Source organism: Burkholderia sp. Ap-955 (genome assembly GCF_011753045.1).
Lineage (GTDB): Bacteria > Pseudomonadota > Gammaproteobacteria > Burkholderiales > Burkholderiaceae > Burkholderia > Burkholderia lata_D.
The window spans coordinates 164,613-186,302 of record NZ_VWWH01000002.1 but is presented as its reverse complement, the minus strand read 5'-3'; the positions used below and the strand labels follow the sequence as shown (position 1 = coordinate 186,302).

At 68.9% G+C, this 21,690-nt stretch carries 17 protein-coding genes; 12 read left to right on the top strand and 5 right to left on the bottom strand.

The features are described 5' to 3' along the window. Positions 1 to 116 precede the first annotated feature (116 nt). The 5 genes from F3J15_RS01880 to F3J15_RS01860 all read right to left on the bottom strand — a co-directional run bounded on the left by F3J15_RS01880 (position 117) and on the right by F3J15_RS01860 (position 5,645). On the bottom strand, positions 117 to 1,589 hold the full coding sequence (locus tag F3J15_RS01880) for an NAD-dependent succinate-semialdehyde dehydrogenase (RefSeq protein ID WP_166887026.1): 1,473 nt from the start codon (positions 1,587 to 1,589) through the stop codon (positions 117 to 119). Positions 1,590 to 1,698: 109 nt separating this feature from the next. Beyond that, on the bottom strand, positions 1,699 to 2,190 hold the full coding sequence (locus F3J15_RS01875; protein ID WP_006749694.1) for a winged helix-turn-helix transcriptional regulator: 492 nt from the start codon (positions 2,188 to 2,190) through the stop codon (positions 1,699 to 1,701). A 91-nt stretch (positions 2,191 to 2,281) separates the two neighbouring features. Beyond that, a complete protein-coding gene (locus F3J15_RS01870; protein WP_089449211.1) occupies positions 2,282 to 3,682 on the bottom strand; it encodes an aspartate aminotransferase family protein in 1,401 nt (466 codons plus the stop codon). 163 nt (positions 3,683 to 3,845) lie between these two features. Then, the gene (locus F3J15_RS01865) at positions 3,846 to 4,772 is read right to left on the bottom strand and encodes a glyoxylate/hydroxypyruvate reductase A (RefSeq protein ID WP_166887023.1); all 927 of its coding nucleotides are present in this window, start codon (positions 4,770 to 4,772) and stop codon (positions 3,846 to 3,848) included. A gap of 12 nt (positions 4,773 to 4,784) precedes the next feature. Further along, positions 4,785 to 5,645, bottom strand: a complete 861-nt coding sequence (locus F3J15_RS01860; protein WP_166887020.1) for a GNAT family N-acetyltransferase — start codon at positions 5,643 to 5,645, stop codon at positions 4,785 to 4,787. 467 nt (positions 5,646 to 6,112) lie between these two features. Here F3J15_RS01860 and F3J15_RS01855 point away from each other — a divergent pair, with 467 nt between their 5' ends. The 12 genes from F3J15_RS01855 to F3J15_RS01800 all read left to right on the top strand — a co-directional run bounded on the left by F3J15_RS01855 (position 6,113) and on the right by F3J15_RS01800 (position 21,657). Continuing rightward, on the top strand, positions 6,113 to 6,781 hold the full coding sequence (locus tag F3J15_RS01855) for a haloacid dehalogenase type II (RefSeq protein ID WP_166887017.1): 669 nt from the start codon (positions 6,113 to 6,115) through the stop codon (positions 6,779 to 6,781). Between the two features lie 195 nt (positions 6,782 to 6,976). Further along, positions 6,977 to 8,515 (top strand): methyl-accepting chemotaxis protein, encoded by a 1,539-nt coding sequence (locus F3J15_RS01850; RefSeq protein WP_166887014.1) that lies wholly within the window; start codon positions 6,977 to 6,979, stop codon positions 8,513 to 8,515. 687 nt (positions 8,516 to 9,202) lie between these two features. Beyond that, positions 9,203 to 10,786 (top strand): ABC transporter substrate-binding protein, encoded by a 1,584-nt coding sequence (locus F3J15_RS01845; protein WP_166887011.1) that lies wholly within the window; start codon positions 9,203 to 9,205, stop codon positions 10,784 to 10,786. A 79-nt stretch (positions 10,787 to 10,865) separates the two neighbouring features. Then, a complete protein-coding gene (locus tag F3J15_RS01840) occupies positions 10,866 to 11,819 on the top strand; it encodes an ABC transporter permease (protein WP_069250081.1) in 954 nt (317 codons plus the stop codon). A gap of 30 nt (positions 11,820 to 11,849) precedes the next feature. Next, complete coding sequence (locus tag F3J15_RS01835; RefSeq protein WP_069250082.1) at positions 11,850 to 12,806, top strand: ABC transporter permease; 957 nt, start codon at positions 11,850 to 11,852, stop codon at positions 12,804 to 12,806. After that, a complete protein-coding gene (locus F3J15_RS01830; protein WP_166887007.1) occupies positions 12,806 to 14,680 on the top strand; it encodes an ABC transporter ATP-binding protein in 1,875 nt (624 codons plus the stop codon). The genes F3J15_RS01835 and F3J15_RS01830 overlap by 1 nt, the downstream gene beginning before the upstream one ends. A gap of 139 nt (positions 14,681 to 14,819) precedes the next feature. Further along, positions 14,820 to 16,154: an FAD-dependent oxidoreductase gene (locus tag F3J15_RS01825; protein ID WP_205190640.1), complete on the top strand. Its 1,335-nt coding sequence runs from the start codon at positions 14,820 to 14,822 to the stop codon at positions 16,152 to 16,154. Between the two features lie 23 nt (positions 16,155 to 16,177). Then, positions 16,178 to 16,609, top strand: coding sequence for an AraC family transcriptional regulator (locus F3J15_RS01820; protein ID WP_166887000.1), 432 nt, complete (start codon positions 16,178 to 16,180; stop codon positions 16,607 to 16,609). Between the two features lie 120 nt (positions 16,610 to 16,729). Beyond that, a complete protein-coding gene (locus F3J15_RS01815) occupies positions 16,730 to 17,464 on the top strand; it encodes a cupin domain-containing protein (protein WP_166886997.1) in 735 nt (244 codons plus the stop codon). A 2-nt stretch (positions 17,465 to 17,466) separates the two neighbouring features. Then, a complete protein-coding gene (locus F3J15_RS01810) occupies positions 17,467 to 18,792 on the top strand; it encodes an FAD-binding oxidoreductase (protein WP_166886995.1) in 1,326 nt (441 codons plus the stop codon). A gap of 133 nt (positions 18,793 to 18,925) precedes the next feature. Next, positions 18,926 to 20,203: an FAD-binding oxidoreductase gene (locus tag F3J15_RS01805; RefSeq protein WP_166886992.1), complete on the top strand. Its 1,278-nt coding sequence runs from the start codon at positions 18,926 to 18,928 to the stop codon at positions 20,201 to 20,203. After that, a complete protein-coding gene (locus F3J15_RS01800) occupies positions 20,200 to 21,657 on the top strand; it encodes an aldehyde dehydrogenase family protein (RefSeq protein WP_166886990.1) in 1,458 nt (485 codons plus the stop codon). The genes F3J15_RS01805 and F3J15_RS01800 overlap by 4 nt, the downstream gene beginning before the upstream one ends. Positions 21,658 to 21,690 lie beyond the last annotated feature (33 nt).

The following is a 21,690-nucleotide window of genomic DNA, read 5'->3' as shown; positions in this document are numbered from 1 at the left end:
GGTCGACCACGTGGGCGAGTGCATCCCGGGCCGGATCGAACCGATCGATTCCCGTGTCGACACGTGCATTCCGGCCGGGGACACGGCGGGCCGCCCTCGCGGACGGCAACACCGGCTCAGTCGAGCCCGCCCTGGCACAGATACTTGATCGACAGGTAATCGTCGAGGCCGTAGCGTGAACCTTCGCGGCCGTAGCCCGATTCCTTCACGCCGCCGAACGGCGCGGCCTCGCTCGCGAGCGCGCCTTCGTTGATCCCGACGATGCCCGTTTCGAGGCGTGCCGACACGCGCGCGATGCGCCGCACGTCCTGCGTGTAGAAATACGCGGCGAGCCCGAACGGCGTGTCGTTCGCGGCGTCGACCGCTTCGTCCTCGGTATCGAAGCGAAACAGCGCGGCGACCGGGCCGAAGGTTTCCTCGCAGGTCAGTTGCATGTCGGCGGTGGCGTCGGCGAGCACCGTCGGCGCGTAATAGTTCGCGCCGAGCTCGGTCAGGCGCTTGCCGCCCGTCAGCACGCGCGCGCCGCGTTCAACGGCATCGCCGACGTGACGCGCGATCTTGTCCACCGCGCGCGCGTTGATCATCGGGCCGATCTGCGCGGCCGGGTCGGTCGCCGGCGCGACCTTCAACGAGGCGACGCGCGCGGCGAGCTTCTGCGCGAACGCATCGTAAACGCCGGCCTGCACGTACACGCGGTTCGGCGATACACACGTCTGCCCGCCGTTGCGGAACTTGGCGGCCATCAGCCCGTCGACCGCGGCGTCGAGCTCGGCATCGTCGAACACGATGAACGGCGCATTGCCGCCCAACTCCAGCGACAGCTTCTTCAGCGTCGCGGCCGAATCGCGCGCGAGCAGCTTGCCGACGGCCGTCGAGCCGGTGAACGTGATCTTGCGCACGCGGCCGTCGGCGAGCCAGTCGGCCGCGGCTTCGACGCCGCGTTCGCGCGACGCGGTAACCAGGTTCAGCACGCCGGCCGGCACGCCGGCTTCCTGCGCGAGAAACGCGAGCGCGAGCGCGGTCAGCGGCGTGTCCTCCGCCGGCTTCGCGACGACCGTGCAGCCGGCCGCGAGCGCAGGCGCGATCTTGCGCGCGATCATCGCGAGCGGGAAATTCCACGGCGTGATCGCGGCGACGACGCCGATCGGCTCCTTCACCGCGCTGAGCCGCTTGCCGCGCTGCTGCTGCGGAATCAGGTCGCCATACGTGCGGGTCGCTTCCTCGGCGAACCACAGCACGTACGACGCACCGTACGCGACTTCGCCGCGCGCTTCGGCAAGCGGCTTGCCCTGTTCGCGCGACATCAGCTTCGCGAGATCGTCGGTGTGCGCGACGATCGCCGCATGCCATGCCCGCAGGATCGCGGCGCGGTCGCGCGCGGGCGTCGCGCGCCACGCGGGCAGTGCGCGGGCTGCCGCGTCGGTCGCCGCGCGTGCGTCGGCGGCGCCGCTGTCGGGTGCGTGGGCAACGGTCTCGAGCGTGGCCGGATCGGTGACGGCGAAGCGGCGGCCGTCGAGCGCATCGCGCCAGGTGCCGTCGATCAGGTTGGCGGTGCGAACGAGTTCGGTTCGGGACAGCGTAAGCGGCATGACAGGTCCTTGAATGAAGCGGTTCGGCGACGACGGCGGCCCGGCGCGGGCGCGACTCCCCCCGCGCGGACAGCGGGCTGCCGCGTGACGGGGTGACGCATGCCGGGTATCAGTGACGTTCGCCGAACAGCGATTCGAGCGGGTAGTGCCGTTTGACGAACGGCGACTTGATGATCACGTAACTGAAATACTTCTCGATGCCGATGTTCTGCTCGAGCAGCCCTTCGACGATCGTCTGGTAATGGCTCACGCTGCGCGTGATGAACTTCAGCAGATAGTCGTAGCCGCCGCTCGCGAGGTGGCATTCGACGATCTCGTCGACGTTGCGGATCGCCGCGACGAAGCGGTCGAAATCCTCGCGCCGGTGGTCGGCCAGCGTGACCTCGGTGAACACGACCTGCACGTCGCCGAGTTTCTCGAGCTGGATGTGCGCGCCGTAGCCGCCGATGTAGCCGGCCTTCTCGAGCCGCTTCACGCGGATCAGGCATGGACTGGGCGACAGCCCGACCGCATCGGCCAGCTCGACGTTGGTCATGCGGCCGCGCTTCTGCAACTGGGAGAGGATGCGCAGGTCGATGCGATCCAGCTTGCTGTCCGTCATGTTCACGTGCGTCGGGAGTCGGAAAAATGGAATGTCCGGTTACTTTAGAGTCGAACGATGACGGCCACAAGCCCGGCTTTCCCTTGGCCGGTCAGGCCGGCTGCGCGTGCGCGGCGTCGAGCGCGCGCTGCACGCCCGCGTCGGCCAGCACGTCGTCGAGCGTCTTGCGCACGCGTTCGAACAGCAGGTCGAACTCGCCCGCGGTGAAGCTCAGCGCCGGCGCGAAACCGAGCACGCCGTCGCCGAACGCGCGGAACACCACGCCGTTCGCGTACGCGGCGGCCGCGATCTTGTCCGGCACGTTCAGCGCCGGGTCGAAGCGCGTCTTGTGCGCCTTGTCGGCCACCAGTTCGAGCGCGCCGAGCAGGCCGACCGAACGCGCATCGCCGACGAGCGGATGCGCGCGCAGCGCATCGAGCCCCGCGGCGAAGCGCGGCGCCAGCGCCTGGCCGTTCGCGAGCAGCCCACCTTCGTGATAGAGCTTCAGCACTTCGAGGCCGATCGCCGCGCTCACCGGATGCGCGGAATACGTATGGCCGTGGCCGACCACCGGCGAATCGGCGCGGTCGCCCGCGATCCCTTCGTAGATTTCGTCGGACATCAGCACCGCGCCCATCGGCGCATAGCCGGCCGTCAGGCCCTTCGCGACGGTCATCAGGTCCGGATCGACCTGTTCGGCCTCGCAGGCGAACAGCGGGCCCGTGCGGCCGAAGCCGGTGATCACCTCGTCGGCGACGAACAGGATGCCGAGGCGCCGGCACGCGTCGCGCATCGCCTTCAGCCAGCCGGCCGGCGGCACGATCACGCCGCCGGAACCCTGCACGGGCTCGCAGAAGAACGCGGCGACGTTGTCCGCGCCGAGTTCGGCGACCTTCGCTTCGAGCGCGGCGACCGACGCGGCGATCAGTGCCTGCGGATCGTCGCCGAGCGGATGGCGGTACGGGTAGGGCGACGGAATATGGTGCTGGTCCGCGCGCGGCAGGTCGAAATGGCGGTGGAACGCGGGCAGCGCGGTGAGCCCGGCGCCGATCGACGACGAGCCGTGATAGCCGCGCTCCAGCGCGATCATCTGCTTTTTCGACGGGCGGCCGGTCGCGTTGAAATAGTGCGTGATGAAACGGATCGCGGAATCGACCGCGTCCGAGCCACCCAGCGTGAAGTACACACGATTCAGCGACGGCGGCGCGAGCGCGGCGAGCCGTTCGGCGAGTTCGATCGCCGGCTGCGAGCCGAAATGGAAATAACCGGTCGCGTAGGGCAGCTTCGCCAACTGGTCGGCGGCGGCCTTCACGATGCTCTCGCGGCCGTAGCCGACGTTCACGCACCACAGGCCCGAGAACGCGTCGAGCAGCGTGTGGCCCGCGGCATCGCGCAGGAACACGCCGTCCGCGGATTCGAGCACGGTGACGCCGCGCGCTTCGTGCGCACGGTAATTGACGACGGGGTGGATCAGGTGTTGACGATCGGCTTCGATCAGCGCGGCTTGGTTCATGGGAAGGCGGGACTCTCGTCAGGTGTCAGCGGTGAGTTCATGCTAACGGGCGAGAAATCCGGATGCGTCTTCAATTTGCGGCCCGAAACGTATGCGCGCGGCGTTTGTGCGGGGCGCTTCGGCATTTTCTGCTGCGCGCCCGGCGGGCCGGGCGCGCGCCAGGTCAGTAGCCGCGCGCGCGATCGACGACGCCGATCATCGGCTGGCCCGCGCGATGGCGCGCGAGGTTCGCGAGCACCGCGTCGACCGCGGTATCCGGCCGCGTCGCGCTGGCGATGTGCGGCGTGATCCGGATGCGCGGATGGGTCCAGAACGGATGGCCGGCCGGCAGCGGTTCGGGGTCCGTCACGTCGAGGATCGCGCTGTCGAGCCGGCCGCTCGCGAGCGCGGCGAGCAGCGCGGCTTCATCGAGCTGCGGGCCGCGCCCGACCTGCACCAGCGACGCGCCGGCCGGCAGCGCATCGAACACGCGTGCGCCGAGCAGCCCGCGCGTGCTGTCGGTGAGCGGCAGCAGGCAGATCAGGATGTCGGTGCGGGCGAGGAACGCGTCGAGCGCCGCGTCGCCCGCGTAGCACTCGACGCCGTCGAGCGTGCGCGGCGTGCGGCTCCAGCCGGCGCACGGGAAACCGAAGCGCCGCAGCGTGTCGAGCACGGCCTGGCCGAGTGTGCCGAGCCCGAGCACGCCGATGCGCCGCGATGCCGCCGCCCGTACGGGTTTCTCGTGCCATACCTGGTCGCGCTGCTGGGCCGCATAGTCGAACAGGTCGCGATGGATCGTCAGCACGGCCTGCGTCACGTATTCGACCATCCCTTCGACGATGCCCGGCTCGATCATCCGCACGACCGGAATGTGCGCGGGCACGCGCGACAGGTCGAACTGGTCGATGCCGGCGCCGACGGAGAACACGACTTCGAGATTCGGCAACAGCGCGACCGGATCGTCCGGCGGCTGCCATGCGGCGAGATAGCGGACGGCTGCGGCGTCGCCGAGGTCCGGCCAGATCCGGAACGGCAGATCGGGCGCCTGTTGCGCGAAGCGCGCCGCCCACTGCGCGCCGCGCACCGGGTCGGCCTTGTAGAGAAAGCTCATCGTGTGTCCCGTTCAGCCGAGCGCCTGGCTCACGATCGCGAACGCGCGCAGTTCCGGGTCGCGCGCGGGCGTCGTGCCGCGCGCCATCGTGACGACGGTATCGACGCGCGGCAGCCCGAGCCCGTCCAGCCAGTCGGACAGCCCGCTGTCGCTCGGCAAGTCGACCCGCACGAACATCCCTTCGTTCAGCGCGAGCCAGTGGCTGATCAGCGCCTGCGCGCGCAGCGCATCCGGCGCGATCACCGGGCCGATCACGTGGCCGGGGCCGAAGCGGCGGAACAGCGCGAAGCCGAGCAGTTCGCCGTCGCGATCGAGCGCGATGCCGTTCGCGACGTCGAGCAGCGCATCGGTCACCGCGCCGCGTTCGTAGCCGGCCGCGCGCGACGCGAGCGCGGCGAGGCGCGGCCCGTCGTTGGTGCCGAGCGGGCGGAGGCGCTCGCCGGGCGGCAGCGAGATCAGCGGCGGCCGGAACGCCGCGCCCTGATGCTGGTTGATCGTATCGATCGGCTCGAAGCCGAACGCCGCGTACAGCGGCTCGCGTCCCGGCATCGCATGCAGAAAGACGGTTCGTGTGCCGAAGCCGTCGAGCGCGCGGGCGAGCAGCTCGCGCTCGATGCCGCCGCCCGCGCGCTCGGGCGACACGATCACCATGCCGAGCGCCGCGTGCGATTCGCCGAGGCGCCAGCCCAGCGCGGTCCCCACGACGCCGGTCTCGTCTTCGGCCACGATGCCGCCGCCGAGCTGGAGCACGAAGCGCCAGTCCTCGAGCCGGTGCGGCCACTTGACCGCCTCCGACAGCCGATGGGCGGCGGGCAGGTCGGTTTCGGCGAACGGGCGATAGGTGAGCGTGCGGGAAGAATTGAGGTCGGACACGCCGGACTCCGGATGGGTAGAAATGACCTATCGACTCTGCCAGTGACCCACGGGCGCGGATAGGACGATTCGCCTGTTTTCCGGCGGTGACGGGCGCGCCCGCGAGATCGACGCAAACCCGTTCGATCGACGCGGACGAACGCGCGGATCGTGCCGGCGCGGCTGGTCAATCCCGCCACTCGTGCTGTGGAAACGCCACTACGATTAATGCACGGCGGCGCTGCCGCCTGCCGGAGGGCCGCACCGGTAGGCGAGCCCGCTGCGGCAGCACGGCGCCCACCGGCCGGCCCTGCCCCGCCGCGCCCGATCGCACCGCAGATCGTGCTGCATGTGCCGGGCAACTTGCGGCGATTGTGCGTTTTGAGCGGCGCCGAACGATGCGCGAACGACTTTTTGCCCTGATTCAATTTCGTTAAACCCAGCCCATCCCCGGCCGTGCCGGGGCTTCACACCGACAGGACCTGACCATGATCCAGTTTGAACCGAAGTACATCACCTTCGACTGCTACGGCACGCTGACCCATTTCCGGATGGCCGAGACGGCGCGCGAAATCTATGCGGATCGGTTGTCGCCGGCCACGATGGAGGCCTTCGTGCGCGCGTTCGCCGCCTATCGGCTCGACGAGGTGCTCGGTGCGTGGAAGCCGTACCGCGATGTCGTCGTCAACTCGGTCCGCCGCACCTGCGCGCGGCTCGGCGTGACGTTCGACGAAGCCGAGGCCGAGCTGTTCTATCACGCGGTGCCGACGTGGGGCCCGCACCCGGACGTGCCGGCCGGGCTGTCGCGGCTGGCGTCGAAGTACAAGCTGGTGATCCTGTCGAACGCGATGGACGACCAGATCATGAGCAACGTCGACAAGCTCGGCGCGCCGTTCCACGCGGTGTTCACCGCGCAGCAGGCGCAATCGTACAAGCCGCGGATGCAGGGCTTCGAATACATGTTCGACAAGCTCGGCTGCAAGCCGGAGGACGTGCTGCACGTGTCGTCGAGCCTGCGCTACGACCTGATGACGGCCGAGGATCTCGGGATCAAGCACAAGGCGTTCGTGAACCGCGGCCACGAGCCGGGCACGCCGTTCTACAACTATTACGAAGTGTCGGGCATCGACCAACTGGCGACGCAGCTTGGCCTGTAAATCGCCTGCGCCGGCCGATTCATCGATCGGCGCGACGGGACGGGACTCGACCGCGATGCCGTCGGCGCCCGTCGCGTCCTGTCGCGCGTTCGATCAGCGCACGAAACGAGGGTAATTACCGATATCGAGTCGTTCAAGGCGGGGCCGCCCGGGCCGATATATGTACCGAACGGTTAATATTTCGAGGCCCCCCGCATGAAGTTGTCCACCAAACTGCTGATGCTCGTCGCCGCGGCGCTGCTCGGCGTCGTCCTGCTCGCCGCGTTGTCGCTGCACACGCTGCGCGACGCGCTGATCGACAGCCGCCGCGAAGAGATCGTCATTCTGCTGACCAAGGCCGAGCATCTGGTCGATTCGTATCGCGCGATGCAGACCAACGGCACGCTCACGCAGGAGCAGGCGCAGCAGCAGGCCAAGGCCGCGCTGGCGGCGCTCAACGCGAATTCGAAGAGCTACTTCTGGGTCACGACGTCCGACGGCGTCAACCTCGTCCACCCGAACGCGAAATTCATCGGCACGCGCGCGAAAGGCAACCGCACGACCAGCGGCCTGACCGACAGCGAGGCGTACCGCGCGGGCATGGCGCAGTCGCATTTCGCGCTCGTCGACGTGCTGATCAAGCGCAGCCCCGACGCGGACCTGGAGCCGAAGCTGCAGGGCGTGGTCGCGATTCCCGACTGGAACTGGTGGATCGGCACCGGATTTTTCTACGACGACATCAATGCGGCGTTTGCCCGGCTCGCGATGGTGCTCGGCGCCGTCGCGCTCGTCATCGCCGCGGCGCTCGCGGCCATCGCATGGGGCGTGCTGCGCAGTGTCAGGCGCACGCTGGGCGGCGAGCCCGCGCATGCGACGCAGATCGCCGCCCGCATCGCCGCCGGCGAACTGGACGTGCAGTTCGATACGGCGCACGCGGCGCCCGGCAGCCTGCTCGTCGCGCTGGGCGACATGAAGGCGCGGCTGACCGACACCATCGCCGAGATCCAGACCACGACCCACTCGATCGCCACCGGCACCGGCGAGATCGCGCAAGGCAACCTGGATCTGTCGCAGCGCACGGAGCAGCAGGCCGCGTCGCTGCAGGAAACGGCCGCGAGCATGGAGCAGATCACGTCGACGGTCAAACAGAACGCCGACAACGCGCGCCAGGCGAATGCGCTGGTGGCCCAGGCGAAGGGTGCGACCGAACTCGGCGGCGCTGCCGTGCAGGCGGTCGTCGAAACGATGCGGCAGATTTCGGACGGATCGGTGCGGATCGCCGACATTACCGTCGTCATCGAAAGCATCGCGTTCCAGACCAACATTCTCGCGCTCAACGCCGCGGTGGAAGCCGCGCGGGCCGGCGAGGAGGGGCGCGGGTTCGCCGTCGTCGCGTCGGAAGTCCGCTCGCTCGCGCAACGCAGCGCCGCGGCCGCGAAGGACATCAAGGGATTGATCGACGCGTCGGTCGAGCGGGCCGGCAGTGGCAGCCGGCTCGTCGAGACGGCCGGCGCGCGCATGACGGAGATCGTCCGGTCGATCGACCGGGTGGCCGACATCATGGGCGAGATTTCGGCGGCATCGGCCGAGCAAAGCACCGGCATCGAACAGATCGGGCTGGCGGTCGCGCAAATGGACGAAGTCACCCAGCAGAACGCCGCACTCGTCGAGCAGGCGGCTGCGGCCGCCTCGTCGCTGGACGAGCAGGCGGCGCGCCTGCGGGCCGCCGTATCGGTATTCCGGCTCGCTGCGTGACGGCTTCGCGCCGTCCGCCCGCGGCTGGCGCGTCCTCCTGCCTTCGGTGCGCCGCGCCGGCACACGCCCGGCGTGCGCGCCGACATGCCGGCGATGGACGCGCCGCCGCATGGCGGCGCGGTTCCTGACGGCTGCACGGGCCCGGTTTCCGGGCAGTCCTGTCATCTTCCGTCTTCCCCAAAGCCGTTCCGATCGAGCGGCATTCTTCTGAACTTTCCTGCGCGACGTCCCGTCGCGATCCCCACCTTCGCCGCCCGTGCATGCGGCGATCTGCCGCAACGTGCCGCTCGTTTCGGCCGTCGTGGGCAGGCGCGCGTGCATTCGACACAAACGTGTGGTTTGCGTGAGCCAAACGCGCGCCGGATGCCGAACGGGCAATTTTGTCGGCGCAATCTGCGGCGGCTGCGGCCTTACGATTTCCTGCATCGACACGGGTTCGGCAGCCGCCGCGACACGCCGCCGGGCACACGGCGACTCGGATGCGCACGCAGCAATTCATGCTGCGCGGGCGGCTCAAAACGGTCGATTCGTATCGTGCGGGCCGCCCGAATCGCGACAAACCGCATTTTGGCGATGCTTAAATGAATTGCATGACGACGTTGCGACCGCCACCAGCACGCGGGCGCGGCGGGATTCGAGAACACGCTGGACCCAAGACCCCACTTTCCACAGTCAGGAGCAGTTCGGATGAGCGACGATATCGACAATGGCGGCAAGGGCGGCTTCACGCGCCGCGACATGATGAAGGTCATGGCGGCGAGCGGCATGATGGCCGCCGGCGCCGGCGGACTGCTGATGACCCCCGGCTCTGTATTCGCCGCACCCGCGCCGAAGCGCGGCGGCAAGATCCGGGTCGCGAACGAAGCCGGCTCGACGGCCGATACGCTCGACCCGGCCAAGGGCTCGACGGGCGCGGACTACACGCGCTTCTTCATGTTCTACAGCGGCCTCACGCAGCTCGATGCGAGCCTGACGCCGCAGATGAACCTCGCCGAATCGCTGCAGACGACCGATGCGAAGACCTGGATCATCAAGCTGCGCAAGGGCGTCACGTTCCACGACGGCAAGCCGGTCGGCCCGGCCGACGTGGTGTTTTCGCTGATGCGCCACAAGAACCCGGCCACGGCGTCGAAGGTCAAGACGCTTGCCGAACAGTTCACGGATGCGAAGGCGACCGGCCCGGACGAAGTCACGTTGACGCTCGCCAGCGCGAACGCCGATCTGCCGGTGATCCTCGCGACGCCGCAGCTCGTGATCGTCAAGGACGGCACGACCGACTTCTCGACGGGCATCGGCTGCGGCCCGTACAAGCTGAAGTCGTTCAAGCCGGGCGTGTCGACCGTCGGCGTGCGCAACGACAGCTACTTCAAGCCGGGCAAGCCGTATCTCGACGAGATCGAGCTGATCGGCATCAGCGACAGCGCCGCGCGCCTGAACGCGCTGCTGTCGGGGGACGTGCACCTGATCAACGCGATCGACCCGCGCTCGACGCAGCGCGTCTCGTCGACGCCGGGCTACGCACTGAAGGAAACCAAGTCGGGCCTCTATACCGACCTGATCATGCGCAGCGACAACCCGATCGTCGCGAACCCCGATTTCGTCGAAGGGATGAAGTACCTGTTCGATCGCGAGCAGCTCCGCACCGCGGTGTTCCGCGGCTACTCGGTAATCGGCAACGACCAGCCGATTCCGCCGGGGCACCGCTACTTCAACGCGTCGCTGCCGCAGCGGCCGCACGATCCGGACAAGGCGAAGTTCCTGCTGCAGAAGGCCGGCGCGCTGGGCGCGTCACTGCCGCCGATCTATGCGACGTCCGACGCGAACGGGTCGATCGAAATGGCGGTGCTGCTGCAGCAGGCCGGCCAGAAGATCGGGCTGAACCTGCAGGTCAACCGCGCGTCGCCCGACGGCTACTGGTCGAACCACTGGATGAAGCACCCGCTCACCTTCGGCAACATCAACCCGCGCTCGAGCGCCGACGTGCTGTTCACGCAGTTCTTCAAGTCGGATGCGCCGTGGAACGAGTCGGGCTGGAAGAACGCGAAGTTCGACCAGCTGCTGCTCGCCGCGCGCTCGGAAACCGACGACGCGAAGCGCAAGCAGATGTACGGCGACATGCAGGTGATCGTGGCGCAGCAGGGCCGGGTCGGCATTCCGGCGTTCATCAGCTTCCTCGACGGCTATGACAAGCGGCTCGCGGGCCTCGGCTCGATCCCCACCGGGCCGATGATGGGCTTCACGTTCGCCGAGAACGTGTGGTGGAACGCATGACGTTGTGGCTGGCCGCCGTCGCGCGGCCGGTGCGGACCACCGCGCCGGCCACGCGCGGTTTTTTCTGGAGTGCCGCACCATGAACCGAATTCTCATCGGGCTGATCGGCCGGCGTATCGCGGTCACCGCGCTGACGCTGCTGATCGTGTCCGCGATCATCTTCACGATCACGAACCTGCTGCCGGGCGACGCCGCGCAGGCCGCGCTCGGCCAGTCGGCGACGCCGGAGACGGTCGCCGCGCTGCGCCAGCAGTTCGGCCTCGACATGCCGGCGCACGTGCGTTACGTGCACTGGCTCACCGGCCTGTTGCACGGCGATTTCGGCCGGTCGCTATCCGGCGACATGCCGGTGTCGGAGCTGATCGGCGGGCGCCTGCCGAAGTCGCTCACGCTGGCAGCGATCACGACCGCCGTGTCGGTGCCGATCGCGCTGTTGCTCGGGATCCTCGCGGCGGTCAAGCGCGAGTCGGTGATCGACCGCGTGATCAGCCTCGGCACGCTGTCGCTCGTCGCGACGCCGGAATTCCTGATCGCGACGGTCGCCGTGCTCGTGTTCGCGGTGAAGCTGCGCTGGCTGTCCGCATTGTCGTACAGCGGCCCGATCGAAAGCCTGCACGATTTCCTGCGCGCGTACGCGATGCCGGTGCTGACGCTGTGCGCGGTCGTGATCGCGCAGATGGCGCGGATGACGCGCGCCGCGGTGATCGAGCAATTGAGCGCGTCGTACGTCGAGATGGCCACGTTGAAGGGCGCGAGCCCCGCACGCGTCGTGCTGCGCCATGCGTTGCCCAACGCGATCGGCCCGATCGCCAATGCGATCGCGCTGAGCCTGTCGTATCTGCTCGGCGGCGTGATCGTCGTCGAGACGATCTTCAACTATCCGGGCCTCGCGAGCCTGATGGTCGACGCCGTCAGCAACCGCGATTTCCCGTTGGTCCAGGCGTGCACGCTGATCTTCTGCGTCGCTTACCTGACGCTCGTGCTGTTCGCCGACCTGTGCTCGATCGTGTCGAACCCGCGACTGCGCACCTGAGTGTTTCGTCTTTTTTCCGAGATGTCGCCCATGCAACCGATCGAACCCGTACAACGCAGCAGCGCGCTGCCGCCCTCCGGCGATCCGCCCCTGGGGCGGGGCAGCGTGCCGCCTGCCGCGCCTGCTCCCGACCAGCCGCGCAAGCGCCGCGCCGCGCGCATCGCGTTGACGACCGGAGGCCGCGTCGGCGCGTCGATGGTCGGCCTGATGCTGTTCGTCGCCGTGTTCGGGCCGCTGATCGCGCCGCATGACGTCGGCGCGATCGTCACGCCCGACGTGTTCGCGTCGTTCAGCGCGAAGTTGCCGTTCGGCTCCGACTTCCTCGGCCGCGACATGCTGAGCCGGATCCTGTACGGCACGCGGCTGACCGTGCTGCTCGCGCTGGCCGCGGTGTTGCTCGCCGCCGTGACCGGCACGACGCTCGGGCTCCTCGCGACCGTGTCGGGCCGCGCGGTCGACGAGACGATGAGCCGGCTGCTCGATGCGCTCACGTCGATTCCGTCGAAGATGTTCGCGCTGATGCTCGTCGCCGCGTTCGGCTCGTCGCTGCCGCTGCTGGTGCTCACCGCCGCGATCAGCTACATGCCCGGCTCGTACCGGATCGCGCGCGCGCTGGCCGTCAACATCAGCACGCTCGAATTCGTGCAGGTGGCCAAGGCGCGCGGCGAAAGCGCGCTGTACATCGCGTGCGTCGAGATGCTGCCGAACATGATCCACCCGATGCTGGCGGACACCGGGCTGCGCTTCACGTTCGTCGTGCTGCTGCTGAGCGGCCTGAGCTTTCTCGGGCTCGGCGTGCAGCCGCCGTATGCGGACCTCGGCTCGCTCGTGCGCGAGAACATCGCGAGCCTTGGCGACGGCTCGGCCGTCGCGATCATGCCCGCGGTCGCGATCGCGATCCTGACGGTGGGCGTCAACCTGATGATCGACGGCTTGCCGCATCGCGGCCGCCGCAAGGGCGCGGCCGGCGCCGCCGGAGGACACTGATGCGACACGAATCGAACCCGCTCGTCGAGGTGCGCGGGCTGCGCGTGGTCGGCGGCCGGCCGGGCGGCGAGGAAACGACGATCGTCCACGGCGTCGACTTCGACATCGGGCGCGGCGAGGTGCTCGCGCTGATCGGCGAATCGGGCTCCGGCAAGACGACGATCGCGTTGTCGCTGATGGGCCATGCGCGCGCCGGATGCCGGATCGCCGGCGGCTCGGTGAAGCTCGACGGCACCGACGTGTGCACGCTTTCCGCAGAGGCGCTGACCGCGCTGCGCGGCCGCAAGGTCGCGTATATCGCGCAGAGCGCGGCCGCCGCGTTCAACCCGTCGCGCACGATTCTCGACCAGGTGATCGAGAGCGCGCTGATCCACAAGACGATGACGAAGCGCGACGCGCAGGCGAAGGCGATCGAGCTGTTTCGCGCGCTCGCGCTGCCGGAGCCGGAGACGATCGGCAAGCGCTATCCGCACCAGGTGTCGGGCGGTCAGCTGCAGCGGCTGATGGCCGCGATGGCGCTGATCACCGACCCGGAGCTGGTGATCCTCGACGAACCGACCACCGCGCTCGACGTGACCACGCAGATCGATGTGCTGCAGGCGTTCAAGAGCGTGATCCGGCGCTACGGGATGAGTGCGGTGTACGTGTCGCACGACCTGGCCGTGGTCGCGCAGATGGCCGACCGGATCATCGTGCTGAGCGATGGCGTGATCCGCGAGGCGGGCGACACCGAACAGATCCTGCATGCGCCGACGCATCCGTACACGCAGAGCTTGATCGCGGCGGTCACGCCGAACGACGCCGAACGCGACGCGCAGGCGCAAGCACAGGAGCCGGCCGCGCCGGCGCCGCTGCTCGACGTGCGCGGCGCGATCGCGGGCTATGGCGGGCGCACCGCGAAGGGCTGGCCCGCGAAGGTGATCCTGCATGAAGTCGACCTGCGCATCGGGCGCGGGCAGACGGTCGGCGTGATCGGCGAATCGGGTTCCGGCAAGACGACGCTCGCGAAGGTGATCGCGGGCCTCGTGCCGGCGACCGGCGGCGCGATCCTGCTCGACGGCGAGCCGCTCGCGCGCGATATCGTCAAGCGCACCAAGGAGCAGCACCGCCGCGTGCAGATCGTGTTCCAGAACGCCGATACCGCGCTCAATCCGGTGCATACCGTCGAGCGCACGCTCGCGCGGCCGCTCGCGTTCTACCACGGGATCAAGGGCGCGCGTGCACGCCAGCGCGTCGCGGAGTTGCTCGAACTCGTGCGGTTGCCGCCGGCGGTCGCCTCGCGGCGTACCGGCGAGCTGTCGGGCGGGCAGAAGCAGCGCGTGAACCTCGCGCGTGCGCTCGCGGCCGAGCCCGACCTGATCCTGTGCGACGAGGTCACGTCGGCGCTCGACACCGTGGTCGGCGCCGCGATCATCGAGCTGCTGCGCGACCTGCAGGCGAAGCTCGGCGTGTCGTACGTGTTCATCACGCACGACATCGCGAAGGTGCGCGCGATCAGCGACGACATCGTCGTGCTGTATGCGGGCCGCCGCGTGGAGACGGGCAGCCGCGACGCGCTGTGCGCGCCGCCTTATCACCCGTATTCGCATCTGCTGGTGTCGTCCGCGCCGGAACTGCGCGCGGGCTGGCTCGACGATGCGGCCGAGCGTTGCCATCGGCCGCTGGTGCCGATCGGCGAGCGCGAGAACGAGGCCGAGCTGTGTCCGTTCCTGTCGCGCTGCGCGATGCGCGTGGACGGCGTGTGCAACCGGACGGCCCCGTCGCTGCGCACGCTCGGCAACGGCGCGCAGGTGCTGTGCCATCGCAGCGAGGAGGATCTCGCGCGCTTCCAGGCGGAGCCGATTGCCGCTGGTGTCACGCCGGTGCAGCTGTAGTGCGTGGCGCGCGAACCGTTCATCGTGCGGTGCGGTGAACAGGCCGCCGCATAGTCTGCTGCGGCGGTCGCGCAAAACGGCAACTTGTACGCGTGCCGCGCGCGAATACGCGGCAACTGCGGTTTTTGACGGTGATTAAATGATTCTCATTGGACGGTCGCCGATCGTCGTCGCCGGAATGCTCGAGAAGAATTCGATGAAACTGGAATCGTACTGGCTGGATACCCGTCCCGCGTTTCGCGCCGGAAGCGTTGGCCCCGTCGAAGGGCGGGCCGACGTCGTGGTGATCGGCGGCGGTTTCACCGGCTTGTCGGCGGCGCTCGCGCTCGCGCAGCGCGGCGTCTCGGTGGTCGTGCTCGAAGCCGCGCAGGTCGCCGGCGAAGCGTCCGGCCGCAACGGCGGCCAGTGCAATACGGGCGTCGCGCAGGACTACGCGTCGCTGGCCGCGCGCATCGGCGCCGCGCAGGCGAAGCAGTTCTATCGCGCCTACGAAAGCGCGGTGAAGAGCGTCGAGACGATCGTGACCGAACAGGCGATCGACTGCGATTTCCGGCGCGCCGGCAAGCTGAAGCTCGCCGCGAAGCCGCAGCATTTCGCGGGGCTTGAAAAGACCTTCAACGCGTTGCGGCGCGACGTCGATCCGGACATCGAACTGATCGAGCCGTCGCACATCCGCGACGAAGTCGGCTCCGACGGTTTCTACGGTGGGCTCCTGCAGCGCAACGGCGCGCAGATGCACATGGGCAAGTTCGGCGTCGGCCTCGCGCAAGCGGCCGTGCGCGCCGGCGCACGCGTGTACGAACACGCGGCCGTCACGCAGCTCGACAGGCTGGACGGCGAGCGCCACCGGATCACCAGCGCCCGCGGCACGATCGTCGCCGACCGCGTGCTGGTCGCGACCGGCGCATCGCAGCACGGGCCGTTCGCGTGGTTCCGGCGACGCATCGCGCCGGTCGGCAGCTTCATCGTCGTGACCGAGCCGCTGCCCGACGCGCAGTTGAACCGGCTGTTTCCGCATCGCCGCGCATACGTGACGTCGCGCCAGATCGGCAACTACTTCCGCGTGACGCCCGACAACCGGCTGCTGTTCGGCGGCCGTGCGCGCTTCGCGATGTCGAGCCCGCGCTCCGACGCGAAGAGCGGCGACGTCCTGCGTGCCGGCATGGCCGGCTACTTCCCGGAACTGGCCGGCGTGCGGCTCGACTACTGCTGGGGCGGCCTCGTCGACATCACCGCCGACCGGCTGCCGCGCGCGGGCCAGCACGACGGCCTCTATTACTCGATGGGCTACAGCGGCCACGGCGTGCAGATGTCGGTGCACATGGGCCGCGTGATGGCCGACGTGCTGTATGGCGCGGCCGCGTCGAACCCGTGGCGCGAGCTCGAATGGCCGGCGATACCGGGCCATTTCGGGCACGCGTGGTTCTTGCCGCTCGTCGGCGCGTATTACCGGATGCAGGATTTCCTGCATTGAAGCGAGCGCCGGGAGAATTCGATATGACAGTGCAATTCGTTGGCTCGCCACGTGTCGCGCAGCCGGTCTCGCCGGCGATCGGCGACGTGCTGCGCACGATCGACGCATCGTTCGCGCAGCCGCTGAACCTGGACACGCTCGCGGCGGTGGCCGGGTTGAGCGTGTCGCGTTTCACCGCGCGTTTTCGCAGCGAAACCGGGCTGTCGCCGCACCGGTATCTATGTCTCGTGCGGATACGGCGGGCGCAGGACCTGTTGCGCGCCGGTCTCGCACCGTCGGTCGTCGCGACCGACGTCGGCTTCTTCGATCAGAGCCATCTGTGCCGGCATTTCCGGCGCGTGCTCGGGATCACGCCGCGCGATTACGTGGTCGCCCGAACGGGCGGCGCGCCGGTGCGAACGCCATCGACGCGCCTGCGCGCCGAACGCCGCGAAGCATCGTGTCACGCGGCATAAGCGCACGCATGGACGACACGCCCCGCTGAGGATGTCCGGCAGAAGCGCCGGCGAACGACGATTTCCGATATCGCGTGACGGCTTTTGAACGAATCCGTCACGCACTGCACAGGAGCAGAAATGACCGCAGTTTTCGTGTTGCACCGGGCCGACGGCGCACCGTCTTCCACCGCGTTCCGCAAGGAGGCGTTCGGCGCGAGCGATCCGTTCGCGTCGCATCGCGAGATCGCGTGGGAAGGCCCCGACGCGATGGCCGCGGGGCGGATCGTTTTCGTCGGCGAACTGGACGTGTCGAGCTTTCCGCACATCGAAACCGTCGTCGTCATCCAGGGCGAGCTGACGCTCGAAGCGGCCGAGGCCGCACCGCTGGTGGTCGGCCCGGGACAGGGTGCCGTCATCGGCGGCGGCACCGCACTGCGCATCGCCGCGCAATCGCCGGTGCTGCTGACGTTCTGCGCGGCAGCGTGCGCGCAACCGACGAAACGCGGCCTCTTCGAACTGCGCGCCGACGCGGACTTCAAGCCGTCCGCCACGCTGCCGGCCGAGGTGCTGCTCGGCCCCGCACCGCAATGCCGCAGCGACAGCGTATTCACCGACGACGGCGCCGGATACTGCGCGGGCACGTGGGATTCGACGCCGTATCACCGGATCGTCCGGCCGCATCGCGCCAACGAGTTCATGTTCCTGCTGGACGGCGGCGTCCGGTTCGCGGCGCCCGACGGCAGCGTGCAGTCGCTCGGTACCGGCGATGCGCTGTTCGTACCGCGCGGCGCGTCGATCGGGTGGGAAAGCAGCGAACGCGTCGCGAAGTTCTACGTGATGCAGAACGTCAAACCCTCCACCGAACGAGACTGAGCATGTCCCCTCCGCTGCGCCATATCGAAACCTTGTCCACGCCGCCGGCCGCGGCCGACGTCGTCGTGATCGGCGGCGGCATCATCGGCGTCTTCACCGCCTACTACCTGGCCCGCCGCGGCATCTCGGTCGCGCTCGTCGAGAAGGGGCGCATCGGCGCCGAACAGTCGAGCCGCAACTGGGGCTGGTGCCGCCAGCAGAACCGCGATGCGCGCGAGTTGCCGATGGCGAGCAAGAGCATCGATCTGTGGGAACGATTCGCCGCCGAATCCGGAGAAGACACGGGCTTTCATCGCTGCGGGCTGCTGTATCTCAGCAATGACGAGGCCGAGCTGTCCCGCTGGGCCAGCTGGGGCGAATTCGCGAAGACGGCAGGCGTGACCACGTACATGCTCGACAGCAAGCAGGCCGCCGAACGCGGACGGGCAACCGGGCGGCAGTGGAAGGGCGGCGTGTTCTCGCCGACCGACGGCACGGCCGATCCAGGCAAGGCCGCGCCGGCCGTGGCCGCCGCGCTGATGAAGCTGGGCGGCAGTGTCCACCAGCACTGCGCGGCGCGCGGCATCGAACTCGAAGGCGGCCGCGTCGCAGGCGTCGTCACGGAGGCCGGCGTCATCAAGACGAGGACGGTCGTGATGGCCGGCGGTGCATGGGCGTCGTCGTTCTGCCGCCAGCTCGGCATCCGGTTTCCGCAAGCGTCGATCCGTCAGTCGATCCTGAGCGTGTCGCCCGTCGACACGCCGCTGCCGGATGCGATGTACACGTCCGGCGTGTCGGTCACGCGCCGCAGCGACGGACGCTATGCATTGGCGATCAGCGGCCGCGCGCGCGTGGACCTGACGCCGCAGTTCCTGCGCTTCGCGCCGCAATTCGTGCCGATGTTCGCGAAGCGCTGGCGCAACCTGCTGCCGGGCGGCCTCGAAGGCGTGCGCGGCGGCCACGAAACGTTGAAGCGCTGGCGCCTCGACGCGCCGACGCCGATGGAAGCCGTGCGCATTCTCGATCCGAAGCCCGACATGCCGACGGTCGCCGAAACGTACCGCCGCGCGGCCGAACTGTTGCCCGAACTGCGCGACGCGAAGATCACGCACGCGTGGGCCGGCTTCGTCGACAGCACGCCGGACGGCGTGCCGGGCATTGGCGAAGTGCCGGGCGTGCCGGGGCTGATCCTTGCGGCGGGTTTCTCGGGGCACGGCTTCGGGATCGGGCCGGGCGCCGGGCACCTGATCGCCGATCTGGCGTCCGGTGCGCAACCTTTCGTGGACCCGGCGCCTTACCGGCCCGGCCGGTTCAGCGAGTCCGCGTGGGGCAAGGTCGCCGATTTCTGATGCAACGCCGTCACATGGATGAGAGGCCGCTTGTATCCGACGTGCATCGAGCCGGACCGCCCGCGCGCGGCCGGATCGGTGCGGTGAGCGTTCGCCGGTCCGACAGTGCGATGCGACAGCTTGGGAGTGCCTGATGCGTTTCAGTTCGTACTGGCTCGATACGTCGGAGCCATTCGTGAGCCACTCGCCGGAGTTGCCCGACGGCAACTGCGACGTGCTGGTGGTGGGCGGCGGGATCACGGGATCGGCCGCCGCGCTGGCGCTGGCCAGGAAGGGCGCGCGCGTGATCGTCTGCGAGGCGGGCACCGTCGGCCAGGCGGCGTCGGGTCGCAACGGCGGCATGTGCAACAACGGCTTCGCGCAGGACTACGCGTCGCTGTCGCAACGCCTCGGCACGGAACTGGCGAACCGGCTCTATCTGGCGTTCGACGCGGGCGTCGACACGGTCGAGCGGCTCGTCAGGGAAGAGTCGATCGATTGCAATTTCGCCCGCACCGGCAAGCTGAAGCTCGCGGCGAAGCCCGAGCACTACGACAAGCTCGCGCGCAGCCAGGCATTGCTCGCGGCGAGCGTGGACCCCGACACGCGCCTCGTGACGAAGGCCGAACTGCGCGACGAGATCGGCTCGGATCGTTATCACGGCGGGCTGCTGTTCGGCAAGAGCGCGGGGATGCATGTCGGCCGTTACGTACGCGGCCTGGCGCGCGCTGCACAGGCGCGCGGCGCGCACATCGTCGAGCAGGCGCCGGTGCTGGAATTGAAGCGGGACACGCGCGGCACCTATGCGGCGCGGACCCCGCTCGGCGAGATCCGTGCGCGCCAGGTCCTGCTCGCGAGCGGCATTTCGCACGTCGGGCCGTTCGGCTGGATTCGCCGCAGGGTCGTGCCCGTGGGCGCCTTCATCATCGTCACCGAGCAGCTGCCGCGCGAGCGGCTCGATCGCCTGCTGCCGACGCGCCGGATGGCCACCGACACGAAGAACTTCGTCAATTTCTTCCGTACGACGCCCGACGGCCGTCTGCTGTTCGGCGGCCGCGCGCGGTTCGCGACGTCGAACCCGCGTTCGGACGAAAAGAGCGGCGCGATTCTGCGGCGTCAACTGGCCGCCGTGTTTCCCGAACTGGCCAGCGTGCGCATCGACTATTGCTGGGGCGGAATGGTCGACATGACGGCCAACCGGCTGCCGCGCGCGGGCGAGCGGGACGGCGTTTACTACTCGATGGGCTACAGCGGCCACGGTACGCACATGGCCACGCTGATGGGCACGTTGATGGCCGAGATCATGGACGGACGCGCTGACCTCAACCCGTGGAAAGGTTTCGACTGGCCCGCGATTCCGGGTCACTTCGGCAAACCGTGGTTCCTGCCGTTCGTCGGCGCCTGGTATCGACTCAAGGACAAGCTGCAATGAATTCCCCTGTTGTTCACCTGATGCAAGCCGGCCGGCTCGATCGCTTTTTCATCGACGGCGACTGGGTGCTGCCCGACGGCAGCGACCGGTTCGCGGTCGTCAGCCCGTCCACCGAAGACACGCTGGGCGAGATCCCGCTCGGCAGCGCGCGCGATGCCGACCGCGCGGTGCAGGCCGCGCGCCGCGCGTTCGAACGCTGGTCCGCGACTTCACCGCAAGAACGCGCCGCGCTGCTCGACCGCATCCATGCGCTGATCCTGGAGCGTGCGGAGCTGTTCGCCACCGCGCTCGCGATGGAAATGGGGGCACCGATCAGCTATGCACGCGCCGCGCACGTGCCGCTCGCGGCCGAACATATTCGCGTCGCGCGCGACAACCTCGCGCGCTACCCGTTCGTCGAGCGGCGCGGCACGACCGCGGTCGTGCGCGAGCCGATCGGCGTGTGCGCGCTGATCACGCCGTGGAACTGGCCGATCTACCAGATCACCGCGAAGGTCGGGCCGGCGCTCGCGGCAGGCTGCACGGTGGTGCTGAAGCCGAGCGAGCTGTCGCCGCTCAGCGCGCTGCTGTTCGCGGAAGTGATCGCCGATGCGGGCGTGCCTGCCGGCGTATTCAATCTCGTGAGCGGCAGCGGCGAAACGGTGGGCGCCGCGCTGTCGTCGCACCCGGACGTCGACATGGTGTCGATCACCGGATCGACGCGCGCCGGCGTGCTCGTCGCGCAGGCGGCGGCGACGACCGTCAAGCGCGTCGCGCAGGAGCTCGGCGGCAAGTCGCCGAATATCGTGTTGCCGGATGCGGACCTGTCGCGTGCGATTCCGCCCGGCGTCGCCGCCGCGTTCCGCAACATGGGGCAGTCGTGCAGCGCGCCGACCCGCATGATCGTGCCGCGCGCCGTGCTCGGCGCGGTCGAGGCGCTGGCCGTCGCGACCGCGCAAACGCTCGTGGTCGGCGATCCGTTCGACGAAGCCACCACGCACGGGCCGCTGGCCAATCGCGCGCAGTTCGGGCGGGTTGCGCAGATGATCGACGTGGGCATCGACGAACGCGCGAAGCTGATCGCCGGCGGCCCTGGGCGGCCCGCGGGTCTCGACCGCGGCTTTTATGCGCGGCCGACGATTTTCTCCGACGTGCGCACCGACATGGCGATCGCGCAGCAGGAGATCTTCGGCCCGGTGCTCGCGATCCTGCCTTACGACACCGTCGATGAAGCGATCGCGATCGCGAACGACACGGTCTACGGGCTCGGCGCGCACGTGCAGGGCACCGACAAGGAACACGTACGCGCGGTGGCTGCCCGCATCCGGGCGGGGCAGGTGCATCTGAACTACCCGGCATGGGACCCTCAGGCGCCGTTCGGCGGGTACAAGCAGTCGGGCAACGGCCGCGAGTACGGGATCGAAGGGATGGAGGAGTATATGGAGATCAAGTCGATCGTCGGCTTTTACGACTGACACGGCGGCCGCGCGCGATCGCGCCGGCAGTAC

What these genes read in the sequence shown, in the direction of transcription:
- F3J15_RS01880 (WP_166887026.1), bottom strand. Translation starts at nt 1,589, where the DNA reads ATGCCGCTTACGCTGTCCCGAACCGAACTCGTTCGCACCGCCAACCTG.
- F3J15_RS01875 (WP_006749694.1), bottom strand. Translation starts at nt 2,190, where the DNA reads ATGACGGACAGCAAGCTGGATCGCATCGACCTGCGCATCCTCTCCCAG.
- F3J15_RS01870 (WP_089449211.1), bottom strand. Translation starts at nt 3,682, where the DNA reads ATGAACCAAGCCGCGCTGATCGAAGCCGATCGTCAACACCTGATCCAC.
- F3J15_RS01865 (WP_166887023.1), bottom strand. Translation starts at nt 4,772, where the DNA reads ATGAGCTTTCTCTACAAGGCCGACCCGGTGCGCGGCGCGCAGTGGGCG.
- F3J15_RS01855 (WP_166887017.1), top strand. Translation starts at nt 6,113, where the DNA reads ATGATCCAGTTTGAACCGAAGTACATCACCTTCGACTGCTACGGCACG.
- F3J15_RS01850 (WP_166887014.1), top strand. Translation starts at nt 6,977, where the DNA reads ATGAAGTTGTCCACCAAACTGCTGATGCTCGTCGCCGCGGCGCTGCTC.
- F3J15_RS01845 (WP_166887011.1), top strand. Translation starts at nt 9,203, where the DNA reads ATGAGCGACGATATCGACAATGGCGGCAAGGGCGGCTTCACGCGCCGC.
- F3J15_RS01840 (WP_069250081.1), top strand. Translation starts at nt 10,866, where the DNA reads ATGAACCGAATTCTCATCGGGCTGATCGGCCGGCGTATCGCGGTCACC.
- F3J15_RS01835 (WP_069250082.1), top strand. Translation starts at nt 11,850, where the DNA reads ATGCAACCGATCGAACCCGTACAACGCAGCAGCGCGCTGCCGCCCTCC.
- F3J15_RS01830 (WP_166887007.1), top strand. Translation starts at nt 12,806, where the DNA reads ATGCGACACGAATCGAACCCGCTCGTCGAGGTGCGCGGGCTGCGCGTG.
- F3J15_RS01825 (WP_205190640.1), top strand. Translation starts at nt 14,820, where the DNA reads ATGATTCTCATTGGACGGTCGCCGATCGTCGTCGCCGGAATGCTCGAG.
- F3J15_RS01820 (WP_166887000.1), top strand. Translation starts at nt 16,178, where the DNA reads ATGACAGTGCAATTCGTTGGCTCGCCACGTGTCGCGCAGCCGGTCTCG.
- F3J15_RS01815 (WP_166886997.1), top strand. Translation starts at nt 16,730, where the DNA reads ATGACCGCAGTTTTCGTGTTGCACCGGGCCGACGGCGCACCGTCTTCC.
- F3J15_RS01810 (WP_166886995.1), top strand. Translation starts at nt 17,467, where the DNA reads ATGTCCCCTCCGCTGCGCCATATCGAAACCTTGTCCACGCCGCCGGCC.
- F3J15_RS01805 (WP_166886992.1), top strand. Translation starts at nt 18,926, where the DNA reads ATGCGTTTCAGTTCGTACTGGCTCGATACGTCGGAGCCATTCGTGAGC.
- F3J15_RS01800 (WP_166886990.1), top strand. Translation starts at nt 20,200, where the DNA reads ATGAATTCCCCTGTTGTTCACCTGATGCAAGCCGGCCGGCTCGATCGC.